General features: G+C 33.9%; 18 protein-coding genes. 6 read left to right on the plus strand and 12 right to left on the minus strand.

Features of this window, described 5'->3' with window-relative positions; all coding sequences use genetic code 11:
- Window positions 1–42 precede the first annotated feature (42 nt).
- Entirely contained in the window at window positions 43–975 is a 933-nt protein-coding gene (locus tag R2Q59_RS14250) for a CPBP family intramembrane glutamic endopeptidase (RefSeq protein ID WP_316785969.1), read from the minus strand.
- A gap of 52 nt (window positions 976–1,027) precedes the next feature.
- Between R2Q59_RS14250 and dusB the strand changes: the two genes are divergently transcribed.
- Both dusB and apaG read left to right on the plus strand, forming a co-directional pair.
- Window positions 1,028–2,035: a tRNA dihydrouridine synthase DusB gene (gene dusB, locus R2Q59_RS14255; RefSeq protein WP_316785970.1), complete on the plus strand. Its 1,008-nt coding sequence runs from the start codon at window positions 1,028–1,030 to the stop codon at window positions 2,033–2,035.
- A 30-nt stretch (window positions 2,036–2,065) separates the two neighbouring features.
- On the plus strand, window positions 2,066–2,452 hold the full coding sequence (apaG, locus tag R2Q59_RS14260; RefSeq protein WP_316770125.1) for a Co2+/Mg2+ efflux protein ApaG: 387 nt from the start codon (window positions 2,066–2,068) through the stop codon (window positions 2,450–2,452).
- Window positions 2,453–2,911: 459 nt separating this feature from the next.
- Here apaG and R2Q59_RS14265 read toward each other — a convergent pair whose 3' ends face one another.
- The gene (locus R2Q59_RS14265) at window positions 2,912–3,607 is read right to left on the minus strand and encodes a zinc metallopeptidase (protein ID WP_316770127.1); all 696 of its coding nucleotides are present in this window, start codon (window positions 3,605–3,607) and stop codon (window positions 2,912–2,914) included.
- A gap of 86 nt (window positions 3,608–3,693) precedes the next feature.
- On the opposite strand from R2Q59_RS14265, the gene R2Q59_RS14270 reads away from it, so the two are divergent.
- Entirely contained in the window at window positions 3,694–4,833 is a 1,140-nt protein-coding gene (locus R2Q59_RS14270) for an FAD-dependent oxidoreductase (RefSeq protein ID WP_316785971.1), read from the plus strand.
- A 92-nt stretch (window positions 4,834–4,925) separates the two neighbouring features.
- On the opposite strand, the gene R2Q59_RS14275 is transcribed toward R2Q59_RS14270, so the two are convergent.
- The 3 genes from R2Q59_RS14275 to R2Q59_RS14285 all read right to left on the minus strand — a co-directional run bounded on the left by R2Q59_RS14275 (window position 4,926) and on the right by R2Q59_RS14285 (window position 7,090).
- On the minus strand, window positions 4,926–5,519 hold the full coding sequence (locus tag R2Q59_RS14275; protein ID WP_316785972.1) for a hypothetical protein: 594 nt from the start codon (window positions 5,517–5,519) through the stop codon (window positions 4,926–4,928).
- Window positions 5,520–5,568: 49 nt separating this feature from the next.
- Entirely contained in the window at window positions 5,569–6,408 is an 840-nt protein-coding gene (gene purU, locus R2Q59_RS14280) for a formyltetrahydrofolate deformylase (RefSeq protein WP_316785973.1), read from the minus strand.
- A gap of 64 nt (window positions 6,409–6,472) precedes the next feature.
- The gene (locus tag R2Q59_RS14285; RefSeq protein WP_316785974.1) at window positions 6,473–7,090 is read right to left on the minus strand and encodes a hypothetical protein; all 618 of its coding nucleotides are present in this window, start codon (window positions 7,088–7,090) and stop codon (window positions 6,473–6,475) included.
- 113 nt (window positions 7,091–7,203) lie between these two features.
- On the opposite strand from R2Q59_RS14285, the gene R2Q59_RS14290 reads away from it, so the two are divergent.
- The gene (locus tag R2Q59_RS14290; RefSeq protein ID WP_316785975.1) at window positions 7,204–8,475 is read left to right on the plus strand and encodes a DNA recombination protein RmuC; all 1,272 of its coding nucleotides are present in this window, start codon (window positions 7,204–7,206) and stop codon (window positions 8,473–8,475) included.
- A 79-nt stretch (window positions 8,476–8,554) separates the two neighbouring features.
- Here the strand turns inward: R2Q59_RS14290 and R2Q59_RS14295 are convergent, their stop codons facing one another.
- From R2Q59_RS14295 to nadA, 4 genes are all read right to left on the minus strand, one after another.
- A complete protein-coding gene (locus R2Q59_RS14295) occupies window positions 8,555–9,280 on the minus strand; it encodes a trypsin-like peptidase domain-containing protein (RefSeq protein ID WP_316785976.1) in 726 nt (241 codons plus the stop codon).
- Window positions 9,281–9,296: 16 nt separating this feature from the next.
- Entirely contained in the window at window positions 9,297–9,755 is a 459-nt protein-coding gene (locus R2Q59_RS14300) for a hypothetical protein (protein ID WP_316785977.1), read from the minus strand.
- Between the two features lie 106 nt (window positions 9,756–9,861).
- A complete protein-coding gene (gene thiL / locus R2Q59_RS14305) occupies window positions 9,862–10,899 on the minus strand; it encodes a thiamine-phosphate kinase (protein WP_316785978.1) in 1,038 nt (345 codons plus the stop codon).
- 108 nt (window positions 10,900–11,007) lie between these two features.
- Complete coding sequence (gene nadA, locus R2Q59_RS14310) at window positions 11,008–12,006, minus strand: quinolinate synthase NadA (RefSeq protein WP_316787307.1); 999 nt, start codon at window positions 12,004–12,006, stop codon at window positions 11,008–11,010.
- 446 nt (window positions 12,007–12,452) lie between these two features.
- On the opposite strand from nadA, the gene nadB reads away from it, so the two are divergent.
- Together nadB and R2Q59_RS14320 are read left to right on the plus strand one after the other, a co-directional pair.
- The gene (nadB, locus tag R2Q59_RS14315; protein ID WP_316785979.1) at window positions 12,453–14,039 is read left to right on the plus strand and encodes an L-aspartate oxidase; all 1,587 of its coding nucleotides are present in this window, start codon (window positions 12,453–12,455) and stop codon (window positions 14,037–14,039) included.
- Between the two features lie 107 nt (window positions 14,040–14,146).
- Entirely contained in the window at window positions 14,147–14,656 is a 510-nt protein-coding gene (locus R2Q59_RS14320) for a gamma carbonic anhydrase family protein (protein WP_316785980.1), read from the plus strand.
- A 2-nt stretch (window positions 14,657–14,658) separates the two neighbouring features.
- On the opposite strand, the gene R2Q59_RS14325 is transcribed toward R2Q59_RS14320, so the two are convergent.
- The 3 genes from R2Q59_RS14325 to R2Q59_RS14335 form a co-directional block, all read right to left on the minus strand.
- Window positions 14,659–16,290, minus strand: coding sequence for an Ig-like domain-containing protein (locus R2Q59_RS14325; RefSeq protein ID WP_316785981.1), 1,632 nt, complete (start codon window positions 16,288–16,290; stop codon window positions 14,659–14,661).
- Between the two features lie 131 nt (window positions 16,291–16,421).
- On the minus strand, window positions 16,422–18,284 hold the full coding sequence (gene mnmG, locus R2Q59_RS14330) for a tRNA uridine-5-carboxymethylaminomethyl(34) synthesis enzyme MnmG (protein WP_316785982.1): 1,863 nt from the start codon (window positions 18,282–18,284) through the stop codon (window positions 16,422–16,424).
- Between the two features lie 60 nt (window positions 18,285–18,344).
- A complete protein-coding gene (locus R2Q59_RS14335) occupies window positions 18,345–18,608 on the minus strand; it encodes a CBU_0592 family membrane protein (RefSeq protein WP_316770150.1) in 264 nt (87 codons plus the stop codon).
- Window position 18,609 lies beyond the last annotated feature (1 nt).

Raw genomic sequence — 18,609 nt, forward strand, 5'->3', positions numbered from 1 at the left:
AGGTAAGATGTAAAATGGAAGATGAAAGATGTTCGCCATAAATTAAATTTCTTGTTGCACTTCTTCCTTTTTGGTTGTTTTGTCTTTTAAAATCCAAAACAAAGCTATGGTTAATATTGCACTAATTAAATAGCCGTACCAAGCAATATTTGTTTCGTCTGCTTTATCCATCGGTAAATTATTTCGTTGAAAATACCACATCAACGTTACAGCATAAGCATTATTTAAAAAGTGAGCAAAGATAGTATACCAAATATTTTTAGTCCAGAAGTAAATATAGCCGAACATCGCACCCAAAAATAACCTCGGAAAAAATCCAAAAAATTGGAAATGTATAGTGCTAAATATTATGGCAGAAAGCCAAATCGCAACGTGTGGATTTTTAATCAATCTTAAAAATGTTCTTTGCAACCCGCCCCTAAAAATCAATTCTTCGCAAATTGCAGGAACCAAACCTACCACAAAAAGGTTAATGGCCAAGGCCCCAAAAGATTTACCTGCTAAAATTGCCTTTGTAGTTACAGCCCCTTGGTCTTCCATTTCTCTCATCCACTTTTCTATTTTACTGAAAGATTCAGGCAGGTGTAAATTCATATTCCACTCGTTTACCCAACCCAATAATGGCGTAGCGCAAAGCATTAATAGAAATACGATACCCAACAAATTGATGTTAGGCGTTTTCATCCCGTAAAAATGGTGTGGTTTTTTACCTTCAAAAATGGCCAAAGCAACCGCGGGAACCAAAAAGAATCCAATCTGTTGGGCGGTTATTAGAATTTTCAGCGCACCAACATATCGCAAATCGCTTCCAGTTGTCCACTCTAAATTTCTAATTAAATCTAAACCATAAATGCCTAAACAGATTACAAACCCAATAACGGCAAAAACAATAACGCCAACAATGGCGCCAGCTACCAGTATTAATAGTTGTAAAAACGGATGATTTTCTTCTCTAGTTGGTATGGTGAATTGCATTATTTTGAATTTTTGTACCTTTGTACCATTAATTTGGTTTGAAGATAGAAAAATGTCTGTAAAGATAGGAAATATAGATTTGGGAGAGTTCCCTTTGTTGTTAGCGCCGATGGAAGACGTGAGCGATCCACCTTTCCGTTACGTTTGCAAACAAGGTGGTGCAGATATGATGTACACAGAGTTTATTTCTTCTGAGGGATTAATTCGTGATGCGGCAAAAAGCCGTAAAAAACTAGATATTTTCGAGTACGAAAGACCAATTGGTATTCAAATTTTTGGTAGCGATATCGAAAGTATGCGTGAAGCAACTGAAATTGCAACCCTTGCCGGACCAGATTTAATGGATATTAATTATGGTTGTCCTGTTAAAAATGTGGCTTGTCGTGGTGCGGGCGCAAGCTTACTTCAAGATATAGACAAGATGGTAAAAATGACAGATGCTGTTGTAAAAGCAACACATTTGCCTGTTACCGTTAAAACCCGTTTAGGTTGGGATGATAATACCAAAAATGTTGAAGAAGTTGCGGAGCGATTACAAGATATTGGCATACAAGCTTTAACCATTCACGGCAGAACAAGAGCTCAATTATATAAAGGCGAAGCCGATTGGACATTGATTAGGGAGATTAAACGTAATCCACGTATTAAAATTCCAATTTTTGGTAACGGCGATGTGGATAGTGTAGAAAAAGCTGCTGCTTGGAGAATGGAATATGAAGTAGACGGAATCATGATTGGTAGAGCCGCAATTGGCTATCCGTGGATTTTTCGTGAAGTAAAACATTTCTTTAAAACCGGCGAGCAATTGCCTGGGCCAACTTTAGATGAAAGAATTATTGCTTGCCGTACGCACTTAAATAAATCTATTGAGTGGAAAGGCGATAAAGTTGGTGTATTTGAAATGAGAAGGCATTATGCTAATTATTTTAAAGGTTTGCCAGATTTTAAGCAGTACAGAATGATGTTGGTTAAAGAAGAAAATATCGAAACCATTAATCAAATATTAGACGAAGTGGCAGAAAAATACGAGCACATTGCACCTTTTTCTGAAATGGCTTGATTCTTGAAAAGCTTTTTATAAATTTAACAAATGGTTACAGCTATAACTCAAGGTGTAAAAATTTCGGTAGAAACCATTTACCAAGACGAGCATTCAAATCCTGCTAACGAACATTATATGTTTGCTTACCGCATAGAGATAGAAAACTTGTCAGATTATGCAATTCAACTGATGCGTCGCCAATGGTTTATCTTCGATTCAAACGGCTCGGTAAGAGAAGTTGAGGGAGAAGGTGTAGTTGGTATACAACCAGTTATCGAACCTGGCAAAAGTTATTCATACGTTTCTGGATGTAACCTTAAAACCGATATCGGAAGTATGAAAGGCCATTATTCCATGATTCGTTTGGTTGATGAAACCAATTTCGATGTAGATATTCCAGAATTTGAATTGGTTGTTCCTTATAGACTCAATTAAATTTAAATATTTCTTTGTCATTCAGAGCGTTCTTTGTCATTCAGAGCGCAGCGAAGAATCTATTTAAGTTTTTTCCCTTTTGGAAAAACAAAATCAGTAGTTCTTGGCTTCTGCAGCCCTGCTTTCCGCTTTACTTCACTACGTTACGTGCTCGCTACCATCAGCCTGCCTGCCGGACAGGCAGGGTTTATTTTACTTAGGACAGGAGTTCTTTTGTCCATTAGCACCTACCATTGTTCATAAACCCGAGCGAAACGAAAATACTTTTTTGTCGCCAAGATAGTCATCCGATGAATACTGGTAATGATGCCCATATTCATCGGATGACTAAAATAAATCACAAAAAAGATTGTAGTGAAGAGCGGGACTGAATTTTCCGAAAAGCACTTCCAAACATTTTCACAAAAAAAAGGACGATAAAATTAATCATCGTCCTTGAGTTCATTTGTGTTAAAATAACTAATCTCTGCTTCTTCCAAATAACATTGAAGCATAATAAAGCAAGTTGGCCAATGCACCTAAAGCTGCAACCACATAAGTCATGGCCGCCCACCAAAGTGCATCTTTTGCTTGTACATTTTCCTCGTCGGTATACATTACACCCCGATTATTTCTTAACCATAACAATGCTCTTTTACTGGCATCAAACTCTACAGGCAATGTTATAAAACTAAATATAGTTACCAATGCCAATCCAGCAACACCGATGCCTAAAACAATTGGTGTTCCTTTAAAAACGATTAAAAAAACGCCTATTAAAAGCACCCATTGCAAAAGGTTAGAAGAAATACTTACAATTGGCACCATGCTAGAGCGAAATTGCAACCAATGATAAGATTTTGCATGTTGTACTGCATGTCCACATTCATGAGCCGCAACGGCTGCTGCGGCAACACTACGGCCATAATACACGTCTGTACTTAGGTTTACAGTTCGTGTTGATGGATTATAGTGGTCTGTTAATTGTCCGTCTAAACTCAATACATTTACATCGTAAATGCCATTGTCGTGTAGCATCTTTTCAGCTACTTCCTTTCCCGAGAAACCTGAGTTGAGTTGCATTTCTGCATATTTTGAGAATTTATTTCTAAATCGCCATTGCACAAATATACTCAACAAAATTACCGGGATAATTAAAATTAAATAAGTTCCCATATCGATTTTTGTATGTTTTTCATACGCAATAAATCAAAAAGTGTTCCCATATTTGATAAGCATAAAAAATTTACAAACGCTAATCTATGCCAAACAACCTCTCTTATTGGGAAAAGAAGAATTTCTTTAGCACCGATGTAATTATAATCGGTAGCGGAATTGTTGGCCTAAATGCAGCAATCACAATTAAAACAGCAAATCCGAAAATTAGCATTTTAGTATTAGAAAGGGGCTTTTTGCCATCAGGAGCTAGTACAAAAAACGCAGGTTTTGCTTGTTTTGGCAGTTTATCTGAATTAATAGAACAAGAAAAATTATGTGGCCCAGGTGGATTGCATAGCCTTATTTCTAAAAGGTGGAAAGGTCTGCTAAAGCTTAGAAACTTGCTGGGCGATGACAATATTCAATTCAAAAATTATGGTGGATATGAGCTATTTAAGCCAGAACAGCAGATTTTAGCTGAAGAATGTGTATCAAAATTAAGCCATTTCAATGCATTAATTGAAGATATTGTGCTACAAAAAGATGTTTACACGCAGGCCAATCGTAAGATTGCTGATTTTGGTTTTAACGGAATCAATGTGCTCTTGGAAAATAAATTAGAAGCCCAAATTGACCCAGGTTTGATGATGAAAGCTTTAATAGCCAAGAGCAAATCGCTAGGCGTAGATTTGATGAGTAATTGCAAGGTTGATGATTTGATTGCAGAAGATGATGGAATTGCCTTAATAACAGACCAAGGAAAGTTTACCTGTAAAAAGGTATTGTTAACAAATAATGCTTTTGTAAGTGAGCTTTTGCCAAATCTAGCCGTAACCCCTGGTCGCGGACAAGTTGTAGTAACTAAGCCTATTCCCAATTTAAAAATTAAGGGGACTTTTCATTACGATAAAGGCTATTATTATTTCAGAAACATTGATGATAGAGTGCTGTTGGGCGGAGGAAGAAATTTAAACTTTAGAGCAGAACAGACCACACAATTTGGAGAAACTGAATTGGTACAAAACGCTTTATGTCAATTATTAAAAGACGTTATTTTACCAGAAACTGATTTCGAAATTGAACACAAATGGAGCGGTATCATGGCTTTTGGTCCGCAATTGGCCCCAATTATTGAAGAGGCCAAACCAAATATTTTTTGTGCAGTTCGCTGCAACGGAATGGGCATTGCAATTGGCAGCCATACAGGAGAAGAAGCGGGAGAGATTGTGTTAAAGAGTTTGTAAGTTATTAGATAGCCACAGATTCGCAGATTATTGATTTTACTTGAAAAAATAATAGCTAAGTGTACATTTTGTTAATGTCCTTGATTTAAAAGTTATTTTTTGCCTTCATCAACTACACCATATTTCACCCCGGCCTTTCTAAAAAGGTCTTTGAATAATGCTATCTTTTTATAATCTAATTCTTTTCCAAGGTTTATTTTCTTAGAGCTCGATACGATTTTTTCGCAGTCAAAACATATTTCTATAAAATCAAAGCATTTACTTCTTTCATCTAAAAATAATATGCCATTTCTCGGTTCATAACACTTTTTTTCTCCCGTTATATTGGGCTTTCTTAAATAACCATAATTGTAAAGTATATCTGAAAGCTTATCTATACCGTTAGAGGTTAACGTTTTAATCTCTTCAAAAGGCTCTGTGCAAATTGGCCTCTTTAGATTGGGCATATTTACCTTTGCTTTTTTATTTACATCCTTATCGGTGTACATAGAAAATTTATAAGAAACCAATTGAATTTTTGCAGCTTTATTGAATGGATAATTTTTTAATCTTGTTGGTAAGCTTAATTTATAAACGCGTCCAAACACACCATAATCCTCTTTAACATCTAAAAAAAGATCTTTTTTCTTTTGTCCATAAGACAGTATTGAAAGGAGAGTAAAAAGATATATTAATTTGATTTTCATTATTAAACCTAATTAAAATATTAATAATCTGCGAATCTGCGGCTAAAGATTATTCAAAAACTATCGTCTTATTGCCACTCACAAAAACCCTATCTTCCAATACTTGTTCTAGTGCTTTGCTCAATACAGCTTTTTCAATTTCCCTACCCGCAACAGCCATTTGTTTGGCGTCAAAAGTGTGGTTAACGTGTATGGTTTGTTGAGAAATAATTGGTCCTTCATCTAAATTATTGGTCACAAAATGAGCCGTTGCTCCAATGATTTTAACGCCCCTTTCAAAAGCCTGTTTATAAGGATTTGCACCAATAAACGCAGGTAAAAAGGAGTGATGTATATTGATAATTTGATTCGAATATTGAGCAATGAAATCTGGCGAAAGAATACGCATAAACTTCGCCAACACAATATAGTCTAATTGATAATTTGATAATAGACTTGTGATTTCATTTTCAAATTCAGCCTTACTTTTATCTTCGTGAGAAACATAAAAAAATGGCACTTCAAATTTCTCAGCAAAATCTCTTAGCGTTTCGTGGTTTCCAATTACACATTTAACTTTTGCACCCAGCGTTTTAAAATTATCTCTCACTAGGATATCTGCCAAACAATGAAATTCTTTAGTCACCAATAATGCAATGTTCTTTTCTACTTGTGGAATTAAACGAACATCAGCTTCTGTTGGCAAATTATTCAGTAATTCTTGTTGCAAATTATTATGGTTTTCCACAGTTCCGCTACATTCAATTCGGGTAAAAAATTGCTGCTTTACTTCATCCACAAATTCACGCATGGCGATGATATTTAATTGATGTAGTGCTAAAACCCGAGTGATATTGGTTACTAATCCAACGCTATCTTTACATTGAATGAGGACTAAAAGATTATTCATTTGGTAAATATAAGCTTATCCAACTTTTTGGAACAGGTTCATCTTCAATATTTAAAGAATTTATTTAATTTTTTCTATCCTTAGCTATTTTATAAGCCTTTACTATCATATCGGTATCATTAATAAGCTTAGTTAAAAGGGGATATATTTTCGGTTCTAAACATTCAATATAAAAAGTTCGCTTCTCTTTTTTCAGTCCTTCTGTTATGGTAAAAAAGCAATAGGTATTTGCTTTAATTCTTTCCTCTTTTTGTGGTTCAACTAATATTGAATCAGGTATTTTAATCAATCCTTCTAAAAATTTAAAATAGCTTTTATGAGTTGTTCTGTAAATGGAAATGCTTTCTTGCTTATAAAAAGTATTTGATTCTTTAATGGCCTCTAACTTTGATTGGTAATAATCAAGAGAATCTTTACTCATCGAATCTATATCTGTTTTTGCTATCAAGCGAGAAACAATTCTTTTATCCTCATCAGAAAATGAAAATTTCCTTACACTATCTATCTTTTTAAAGTCAATCTTGATTTCATCTTCCGTTTTATAAATATCAAAAGTATAGCCTTTTTTAGCATCAATTGGCTTAATTTCCATCTTGATAAAAACTTCCTTTTTGTCTTGTGAAAAAGACAGCATGGGTAACAGTAAAAAAACAATATATAACCTCTTCATTAATATTTCCATTTATAAGGGTTAAAGATAATTGCCTCTTATACATCAAAACCTTAAATAATGTTAAACCTTTTCATTAGCAAAATGCCTTATTATTTTCTATTTTTGATAAAAATATTAGCAAAATGGAAATACTTGTTGTTATACTTTTAGTTATTGTTGTATTGTTAATTATTGCTGTATTGCTAAGAAAACCTGATACAAACAATGAAACTATCAATTATTTAAAGGACGAAAAACTTAAATTAGAAGACGAGTTAAATGATTTACGTGAGCGTTTTTCTGCAGAGCGAAGTAATTTGATTAAAGCCGAAGCTTTGGTTAATTCACATCGTGATAAACTTGCCGAGCAACAAAAGAACCTGGAAGATTTACAACAGAAATTTACCTTAGAATTTTCGCTTATTGCCAATAAAATATTGGATGAAAAGACCGCAAAGTTCACTGCACAAAATCAGACTAATTTAGATTCTATTCTAAACCCATTAAAAGCTAACATCAAATCTTTTGAAGAAAAGGTAGATAAGGTTTACCAAACTGAAGCAGCAGAGCGAAGTCAGTTAAAAGGTGTTATTTTTCAATTGATGGACCAAAGTAAACAAATCCAAGCTGACGCAAATAACTTAACAAAAGCACTTAAAGGCGATAGCAAAAAACAAGGAAATTGGGGCGAAGTTATCTTAGAAAGAGTTTTAGAACGTTCTGGATTAATAAAGGATAGGGAATATCGCATCCAAGCAAGCATTACTAGCGCCGAAGGCGCCCGTTTTCAGCCTGACGTGATAGTTGACCTGCCTGATGATAAACATTTGATTGTAGACGCTAAAATTAGCTTGGTTGCTTACGAGAGAATGATGAGTGCAGAAACTGATGAAGAAAAATTAATCAACCTGAAACAGCATCTCCTTTCTGTAAAATCTCATATTGATGGTTTAGCTGGTAAAAACTATCAGAATTTGTATCAAATCAATTCTCCTGATTTTGTTTTACTATTTATGCCAATAGAATCATCTTTCAGTGTAACTGTTCAAGCAGATAATGAATTATTTAATTATGCCTGGGATAGAAAAGTTGTTATTGTAAGCCCGACGACTTTATTAGCAACTCTACGCACCATTGCCAGCATTTGGAAAGTAGATAGACAAAATAAAAACGTATTTGAAATTGCAGAAGAAGCTGGAGCTTTGTACGATAAATTTGTTGGCTTTTTAACCGATATGGAAAGTATTGGAAAACACATTAATTCTACTCAGAAAGCTCACGATGATGCCTTTAAAAAATTGCAATACGGTAATGGAAATTTAATTGGTAAAGTAGAAAAGATTAAAAAACTAGGAGCAAAGACAAAGTTTAATAAACAGATAGATAGTAAGTTTTTGGAGAATGATGAGGACTAATAGAGTTCGTCATGCTCAGCTTGACTGGGCATCGTAATGCGAAATACAAACTATGCTTTTGTATTAAATTTTATCTTACTTATCTCCCAATAAATGACTTTAGCTCAGTAAGATAAAAAGGAGAAAAATACTTTTTCTTAGTATCAGGCTCTGTTGTTGCACCAGAAACAATTCCAACTACCTTCCCATTTTCATCTACCACAGGCGCTCCACTTAAACCACCAAATAACTCTGGAACAATTACATCTTTTAGCAAAATACGATTGCCAATTATTTTATAAAATTCAAATTCGTAAACCCTTTGTTCGCCACTTTCCATTTTTCTCGTCCAGCCAACCGCATATAGCTTTTCTCCAGGTATAAGTTCAGTAGTTCTAATTTCTAATGGCTTAATCTTAGAATGATTTTCCTTGATAGAAAAAACCAATAAATCATTAATATAGGTCGATTTATCTGCTAATAATTCAGCCTTATTTTCGTTTAATAATTTATCAGTAATTACCAATTCGTTATTTTTTGTCAAAGGATATAAACTCCAAGATTTGATACTATTTTCGAGAGAAACAGCTTTCATATGATCTGATTTGATAACATTTAGCAAATGTTTTGCGGTAATGGCCAATGTATCCTTCGCATACTTTAAGAGAAATCCACAACTAAATCTAGGCTGGTCAAACTTTGAATCAAAAAAGGTAATACCATTAACCAAAGTAATATCATCGAACTTTTTTGATGATACTTTTTCTTGAGCCAAAGAATTTAAGGTAATGGTTATTAAAAAGGCAAATAGGATGATTGATTTCATAGTTTACCTTTAATATTTATATTGCAAGGTTACCTCTTATGTGAATATATCCCAACTCTTTTGCTTTCTTAAAATCTTCATTACCTTCTGTTGGATTATGTTTTCCAGATATTACGGTTGCAAACGAACCTCTTGCATAATAAGCCTCACCATAATCAGGCTTTAGTTTTATGGCCATATCAAAATCCTTCCATATACTACCATCATAAATATGGCCTTTATATGCTACAATAGCTCTTTTAAGAAATGCTTCTGCAAGATTTGGATTTGACTTTATAGCTTTTGTAAAAGACTTAAAAGCTTCTTTATAGTTTTCATTTTTAGCCAAAAGCAATCCCTTTTTATAAAATTTATTTGCTTTTCCAGTATCTAATGAAAGTGTTGCTGATGTATGTTTATTATAACTGTACTTTTCATTAGCATTAGTAAAACTAATTTGAAATAGGAAAATAAAAAGTATAGCTATTTTTTTCATAATACAGTATTTTTAAAGTTTTGTCATTCTGAGCTTCTTTGTCATTCCGAGGTACGAGTAATCTATTTAGTAGATCCTTCGCTGCGCTCTGGATGACAAAAGAGAGTTACCCCTTAAAAGCGTTCCAACCTTGTGCCTTAATCTCATGTGATACATTAGATTTTGAAATCATATTACATCCAGAATTTTTATCAGTAATATGACCTATGATACTGATATCAACATCATTTTTCAACTTTGTGTAATCACTTTGTTTAATGGTAAATAACAATTCATAATCTTCACCACCATTTAATGCACAAACCGTTGGGTCTAAACCTAATTCACGAGCTGTTTCATAAGTCATTGGGTCAATAGGAATTTTTTCTTCGTACAAGGTACATCCTTTTTCGGATTGCGTACAGATGTGTAAAATTTCAGAAGCTAAACCATCAGAAACATCAATCATAGATGTTGGTTTTATCTTCATTTGAGCTAATAAATCAACAATATCTCTTCTTCCTTCTGGTTTCAATTGACGCTCAATAATGTAATCTTTACCTTCTAAATCTGGTTGTAATTGTGGATTTTCTAAAAAGATTTGTTTCTCTCTTTCCAAGATTTGTAAACCCACATAAGCTCCACCTAAATCTCCAGAAACACATAATAAATCTCCTTCTTCAGCACCATTTCTATAGCAAATATCTTCCGCCGCTGCGTGACCAATACTGGTTACAGAAATAACTAACCCTTGCTTACTTGAAGAGGTATCTCCACCAATTAAATCAATGTTAAATTTATTACAAGCTAGCTCAATTCCTTTGTAAATTTCTTCAACAGCTTCTAAAGGAAACTTGCTCGAAATACCAATGGAAACTGTAATTTGAGTAGCAATTCCATTCATTGCATAAATATCACTCAAGTTAACTTGAACAGCTTTATAACCTAAATGCATTAATGGCACATAGGCCAAATCAAAGTGAATTCCTTCTAACAATAAATCGGTAGATATTAACACTTGGTCTTTAAAATCTAATACTGCAGCATCGTCACCAACTCCTTTTAAACTGGTTTCGTGCTGTATTTTAAAGTTGGTTGTTAAGTGTTTTATCAATCCAAATTCACCTAAATCTGATATCGCTGTTCGTTCTTTATTTTCAAACATAATTTTTTATTTCTTTCTGTCATCCAAACTTGTGCCGATTTTACATCGGTAGCAAGCGAAGGATCTATCTCAATAGATTCCTCCAAAGTCGGAATGACAATACTTAACTTACAATCCCAAACTTGCTGAAATTTCTAACATTCTTTCTATTGGTTTACGAGCTTCTACAATAATATTTTCAGGTACTGTAACCTCTGGTAAACCATTTTTTAAACACAAATACAATTTCTCTAATGTGTTTCTTTTCATATACGGACAGTCATTACAAGCACAACTATTATTTGGTGGTGCCGGAATAAATGTTTTTGTTGGACAAGCTTTTTCCATCTGGTGGATAATTCCACTTTCTGTTGCCACAATAAATTCTTCTGCTGGATTATTGATTGCATATTTTAACAATCCAGTAGTACTTCCAATATAATCAGCCATTGCCAAAACAGCTTCTTCACATTCTGGATGTGCAATAAACTTTGCATTTGGATGGCGTTCTTTTAACTTGGTAATTTTCTCTCTCGAAAATATTTCATGTACCATGCAGGCACCATTCCACAACACTAAATCTCTTCCTGTTTTTTTAGCAACCCAAGCACCTAAGTTTTTATCAGGACCAAAAATAATCTTTTGCTCTTTTGGCAAGCTTTCCACAATTTGTACTGCATTTGTTGATGTACAAACAATATCACTTAACGCTTTTAGTTCAGCTGTACAATTCACATAGGTAATCACCAAATGGTCTGGATATTTTTCCTTAAACTTTTTAAACAGGTGAGGTGGACAGCTATCAGCCAAGGAACATCCAGCTTTTAAATCAGGTAATAAAACCGTTTTATTCGGAGATAAAATCTTAGCAGTTTCTGCCATAAAATGCACTCCAGCAAACACAATTATATCTGCATCTGTTTTAGCAGCTTCTTGAGATAGTCCCAAACTATCTCCAATATAATCAGCAATATCTTGTATATCAGGCTCTTGGTAGTAATGAGCTAATATCACTGCATTTTTCTCTTTCTTTAATTTTTCAATTTCATCAAATAAATCAAGGGTAGGATCAATCGCTTCATCAACAAATCCTTTTTTATTTAATTCTTCTAAAACATCTATAGTCATCATCGCATTCTTTTTGGTAGCTCTTAACTTTTGTAAAGATAGCTGGTTTCAACAGTACAATAATTTATAATTATTTAAAAATTAAAAGAATCTTATTACTTATTAAGGTGTTGGTACTGTGAGTAAGTTCTTAATTTAAATGAGGTAAAATGACTTATCACATAGTTACCAACAATTAACATTCATTTTTATTATAAACTTAAGCTGATTTACAACGTTATACTAATTCACTAAAAAACTTATCAATACCTAAATGTGTATTGTTAGTTGTGGTGTAAAAAGTTAATAAACTATGCAAAGTTGCTTAAAAATAATGTAAAAGATTGTGTCAAATTACCTTTTTACCTTAGCTTTAAACATTCAAAAATAGTTGTTGGTTTTATTTAGACATTCTGTTAACACTATTTAAGATGTTCTTAACAAGTTTGTGATTTACGTTAATTTTAATGAGGAAAGTCGATTTTTTAGTCATAGGTTCTGGTATAGCAGGTTTAAGTTTTGCTTTAAAGGCTGCTAAACACGGAAAAGTGTTAATTGTTACCAAATCTAACGAAGACGAATCTAATACTAAATATGCACAGGGTGGAGTAGCTGTTGTGGTAGATAAATCTGATTCTTTCGAGAAACATATTGAAGATACCTTGATTGCTGGCGATGGATTATGTGATGAAAAAATTGTGGAAATTGTAGTAAAAGAAGGGCCTGAAAGAATACAAGAGATTATAGACTACGGGATTAACTTTGATAAGAACACTGCAGGAGTTTTCGATTTAGCTAAGGAAGGTGGTCATTCTGAACACCGAGTTTTGCATTATAAAGACATTACTGGATACGAGATTGAAAGTGTTTTATTGAAGCAAATTCACGAAAACGAAAACATAGAGATATTAACACATTACTTCTGCTTGGAGTTAATTACCCAACATCACCTTGGTGAACATGTGGATAAGAGCAGTGAAGATATCAACTGTTATGGTATATATGCCTTTAACACAGAGCTTAACGATGTGGAGAAAATCTTGGCAAACGTAACAGTTATGGCAAGTGGTGGCGCTGGTCACGTCTATTCTAACACTACAAATCCTGTTATTGCAACAGGCGATGGAATGGCAATGGTGTATAGAGCAAAAGGAAAAATTAGGAATATGGAGTTTATACAATTCCACCCCACAGCTTTATATAATCCAGGAGAGTACCCTTCTTTTTTAATTTCTGAAGCTGTTAGAGGTTTCGGAGGTGTGTTAAGAAGGAGGAATGGTGAAGAATTTATGTATGAATATGATGAGCGTGGGTCTTTAGCACCTCGTGATATTGTAGCTCGTGCTGTGGATAACGAGATGAAAAAGTCAGGAGATGACTTTGTTTATTTAGATATTACCATGCGAAAGAAAGCAGATATTTTAAATCACTTTCCAAATATATATGCTAAATGTTTGTCTATAGGAATAGACATGACAAAAGACTTTATACCTGTAACACCTGCGTCGCATTACATGTGTGGAGGTATTTTGGTTGATGAATATGGAAAATCTTCTATTCAAAATTTATATGCTTGTGGCGAAGTTTCATCAACGGGTTTACATGGTGCAAATAGATTAGCATCGAATTCTTTATTAGAAGCTACTGTTTTTGCTCATCGTATTTATTTATCTGCTTTAGAAATTTATAAGAATAATATTATACCTGATGAAATTCCTGAATGGAATGAGCAAGGGGTAACTCAATCTAATGAAGATATTTTAGTAACACATAATCTACGTGAAACGCAGAAAATAATGAGCGATTATGTAGGTATTGTTCGTTCTGATTTCAGGTTAGATAGGGCAATGAGAAGATTGTTTTTATTATATGAAGAAACTGAGGAGTTCTACAAAAAAAATAAAGTTTCTGTTAAGTTATGTGAGCTAAGAAATGTAATTCAAGTAGCATATATGGTTATTAAATCGGCCGTTGCCAGAAAAGAAAGTAGGGGATTACACTTTACAACAGATTATCCAGAACACGCAAAGGAATTAGTTGATACCATAATTTAAGCTGTCATCCTGAGCCTGTCGAAGGATTCTAGGAAAAGTCTCCGACGAGCTCAGACTGACAGAAGTTTGTCTCATATCGCACATCTCAATACTCATATCTAAATAAAATGCCAGTAATATTACCAGTTAAAGAAATACACCCTAAATGGGGAGATAATTGTTTCATTGCGCCAAATGCAACTATTGTAGGAGATGTTGTTATGGGAGAGAATTGTTCAGTTTGGTTCAATGCAGTAATTAGGGGAGATGTGAACAGCATCACCATTGGTAATGATAGTAATATACAAGATGGTGCAGTTATACATGCTACCTATTTAAAAGCAAGTACACATATTGGTAATAGGGTATCTGTTGGTCATAACGCCATTGTACATGGTTGTGAGGTTAAAGACCACGTTCTGATTGGTATGGGGGCCATAGTTATGGATCATGCTTTGATAGAAGAATATTGTATCATTGCTGCAGGTGCAGTGGTTTTGGAAAATACAATTTGTGAAGGTGGATATTTATATGCTGGTACACCTGCAAAAAAAATAAAGCCCATTACTGATGAGCAACGGGCTTTGTTAAATAAATTACCTGATAATTATATCATGTATTCAGACTGGTTTAGGTAATACTACTTAGGTATTTCTATCTTTTCCCTTACATCAAAATTTGGTCTTATTGAAAACTCTTTAGAAGCGTACCAAATCTTTTCTGGTTGGATACCCTTGCTTACATTTCCAGTATCCCAAACACCATTTTTGTTATCATCATAAACTATTCTAACATAGTAACTTGCAGGTTTGTAGTTGGCCAGAATTATCGATGAACTTTTTAAAATTCTCCTACTTGCTATAACAATTTCCTTTTTTTCATTCACTAGTTGTAAAATGTAGTTTTTACTGGTATCAGGTACAACAACATTTAGGGTTAAAGTGGCATATTCATCAGTGCTGCCTAATCTGAAGTTCTTATTAATTTCTTTATTTTTCGAATTAAAAATACCGGTTATAGAGCCAGCTTCAAATTTCAAAATATAAGGTTCATTTTTTTTCCATGGATATTTAACATTGTAACTTAATACATCGGAACTATCTTTTTCTATCGTAAATCCTTTCCTCGGAATAGAATCTTCCAATAAGGTTACCTTCGTCAAATCAATTTTATCTATGGGTAAGTTAAATTCAATCTTTAAGCTCTTGTTCGGATTGAGTACGCTATTATCAGTGTTGTCTGAAACGGTAATATTTCTTGTGTAAGTATCTCTTTTTCCCCTGGTAAATTTAATGGTTTCTAAAACCTTTCCTTGGTCTTTTATGGCAAATTTAACAGAATCAAAACTTAAATCATTTAACCAAACTTTAACTGAATCGTTGCCTTTATTAAATTGAACTTTTTTGCCCGCATCTATATTTGCTGGTTCAATTACAGAAATCTCTGGTTTAATTAAATTCTGATTAAAGTTCATGTTAATACTACCATCAGTATTTAATCTTCTGTCTATAATTCTAAACGTGTTAGCTAACTCTTTAAACACACTGATGTTGATGCTATCTAAATTTTTATCTAACACAATAGGGTCCTTGAGAAAACCCACTTCATCATTTACTTGTTGATAAATTTTATCTCCACTTTTTTCTTTAAGGGCATAAATTTTATAAGTACCTTTTTTAAGGTTGTTCATTTTATATAAACCACTGCTATCTGTTGTCGTATAAATGGATGGTTTCTTTTTACCAAACAAAGAATCTCTTTCTACCGGAAGAATAAAAACAACAGCATCAAGTTCTGGTTCGCCAGTTAAAGAATTTTTAATTCTTCCACTTATACTTAGTGAATCTAAAGTAGGACCAGTGGAAAAAACATAAGTGAAATTTTTAAGTTCATTAGATTCATTAATGTCTGTTATTGCCTTTCCAAAATTTAAAGTATAAGTTGTGTTTTTCTCCAAAGAATCTTGAAGTGTAATTTCTAATTTTTTAGTATTACTCCCTTTTAAGATTGGCGCTTTTTCTTGCTCAGGCGAAATAGAAAATTCTTTGAACTCATTATTTAATTTGATGTACTCATCAAAATCGATGACAATTTTTTTTGCGTTAAAATTTGTCATCATATTTTTTGGTTCCATTTTTAAAACCTTAGGAGGAGTGGTATCTTTTGGTCCACCCTGAGGAGTTTGGATGCTTGCACAGCCATAAAAGAGTCCAATTATTAAAATTAGATAATGTAAATACGTAGTCTTTGCTGTCTTCTTGTTTTTCGGCATTTAGATTGGCTGTATTTAATTTTATATTGTTTTTAATAGATATGATTAAAGTTTTGAGAAACGCTTTTAAATCGCTTAAAAATAAGCCGACATAAATTTAAGTTAAATTACTGATAATCAAATACATAAAGCTATTTTGTAATATGAACCATCAAAACCGAGATATCTGAAGGAGAAACGCCTGAAATTCTAGATGCTTGTCCTAAAGTCCTTGGTTTTATCTTTAACAATTTTTCTCTAGCCTCTTTTGATAAAGATAAAAGTTTGTTATAATCAAATTCAGGATTGATAGATTTATCTTCCATCTTTTGCATTTTGTTTACAATCTCATTTTCTTTTTGGAAATAGCTTTCGTATTTAATTTTAATCTCCGCTTGCTCAACTGTCTCTTGATCAAATTTATTTAAAAGTTCATCAAAAGACTTGCTTACTTTTCTAATGTCTTCAATGCCAACTTGCGGTCTGCTTAATACATTAAATAGTTTTACATTTTGATTCAATGTAGCCGTTCCCAAAGTTTCTAGCAACTTATTTACCTCAGCCATTTCTACGCCTTGCTTTCTGGTAAATTCTACAATGGCATCAGAGTTCGCAACTTTTTTATTTACTATATCTAAACGTTCATCATTTATTAATCCCAATTTGTGGGCAATAGGAGAGAGTCTAATGTCTGCATTATCTTGTCTTAATAATAAACGATGTTCTGCTCTAGAGGTAAACATTCTATAAGGTTCTTCTGTTCCCTTTGTTACCAAATCATCTATTAACACACCTATATAAGACTCAGAACGCTTCATGATCAGTTCATCTTGGTCTTTTACCTTCTGGTGCGCATTAATTCCAGCTATAAAACCCTGACTAGCAGCTTCTTCATAGCCTGTCGTGCCATTAATTTGCCCTGCAAAGAACAAATTACTGATTAATTTGGTCTCTAAAGTTAATCCTAATTGAGTTGGTGGAAAATAATCGTATTCTATGGCGTATCCAGGACGGAACATTTTGGCATTTTCAAATCCTGGTATTTGAGTAAGCGCTTTATATTGTACATCTTCTGGTAATGAAGTTGAAAAACCATTTACATAGATTTCACAAGTGTTCCATCCTTCAGGCTCTACAAAAATCTGATGTCTTTCTCTTTCTGCAAAGCGATTGATTTTATCTTCAATTGAAGGGCAGTAGCGAGGACCCAAACCTTTAATCCTTCCGGTAAACATAGGAGATTTCTCGAAGCCTTCCTTTAAAGTTTCGTGAACATTTGAATTGGTGTAGGTAATCCAACAACACCTTTGGTCTGTCGGTCTTTCTACATTTGTATAAGAAAAACGCCCAGGATTTTCATCTCCCCATTGCTCTTCCATTAAACTATAATTTAACGAGCGACCATCTATACGGGGAGGAGTGCCGGTTTTCATCCTGCCTGCTTCAAAACCCAATTCAGTTAATTGTTCGGTTAAACCAGTAGCTGATTTTTCTCCAGTTCTACCTCCGCCAAATTTCTTCTCGCCGATATGAATAATACCATTTAAGAAAGTACCGTTTGTAAGGACTACAGCTTTGCCCATTATCTCAACACCAAGTGCGGTTTTAACACCAACAACCGTGTTGTTTTTAATGATCAAGCTACCCACCATTTCCTGCCAGAAATCCACATTTGGTGTTCTTTCTAAAGCAAGTCGCCATTCTTCTGCAAAACGCTTTCTGTCGTTTTGAGCCCTCGGGCTCCACATTGCAGGCCCTTTAGATTTGTTAAGCATTCTAAATTGCAAGGTGGTCTTGTCGGCAATTATACCCGAATAACCACCCATTGCGTCAATCTCTCTCACAATTTGACCTTTGGCAACACCGCCCATTGCAGGGTTGCAGCTCATCTGCGCAATGGTTTCCATATTCATAGTAACCAACAGAACAGACGACCCAAGGTTTGCGGCAGCAGCAGCGGCTTCACAGCCAGCGTGGCCAGCGCCTACAACAATAACATCGTACTCTTTAAACATCGACTTTTATTTTTGTTTCACGTGGAACATTACAAAATTACTTAAAAATCTTAACGAGATTTAATCTTGTTTCACGTGAAACTTTTCTTTTTTTGTATAAAATTTAATTAACCCATAAAGCGCAACCGCACTCCAAACAGCTTCTAAAATAACAAAAGGCATAAAGGGAATTAACCAAGAAGCATATCCTGCAATGCCTGCTCCAAACAAATTAAGGAAGCCATAAGTAGCGCTTTCTGCTTTTATCACTTTTAAGCTTTGCAAGAAAAATGCAATTAACAATAGGCTTACGCCAATGGTTGCAATTATATCTGAGGTTTCCATA

Source organism: Pedobacter frigiditerrae, from assembly GCF_032678705.1.
GTDB lineage: Bacteria > Bacteroidota > Bacteroidia > Sphingobacteriales > Sphingobacteriaceae > Pedobacter > Pedobacter frigiditerrae_A.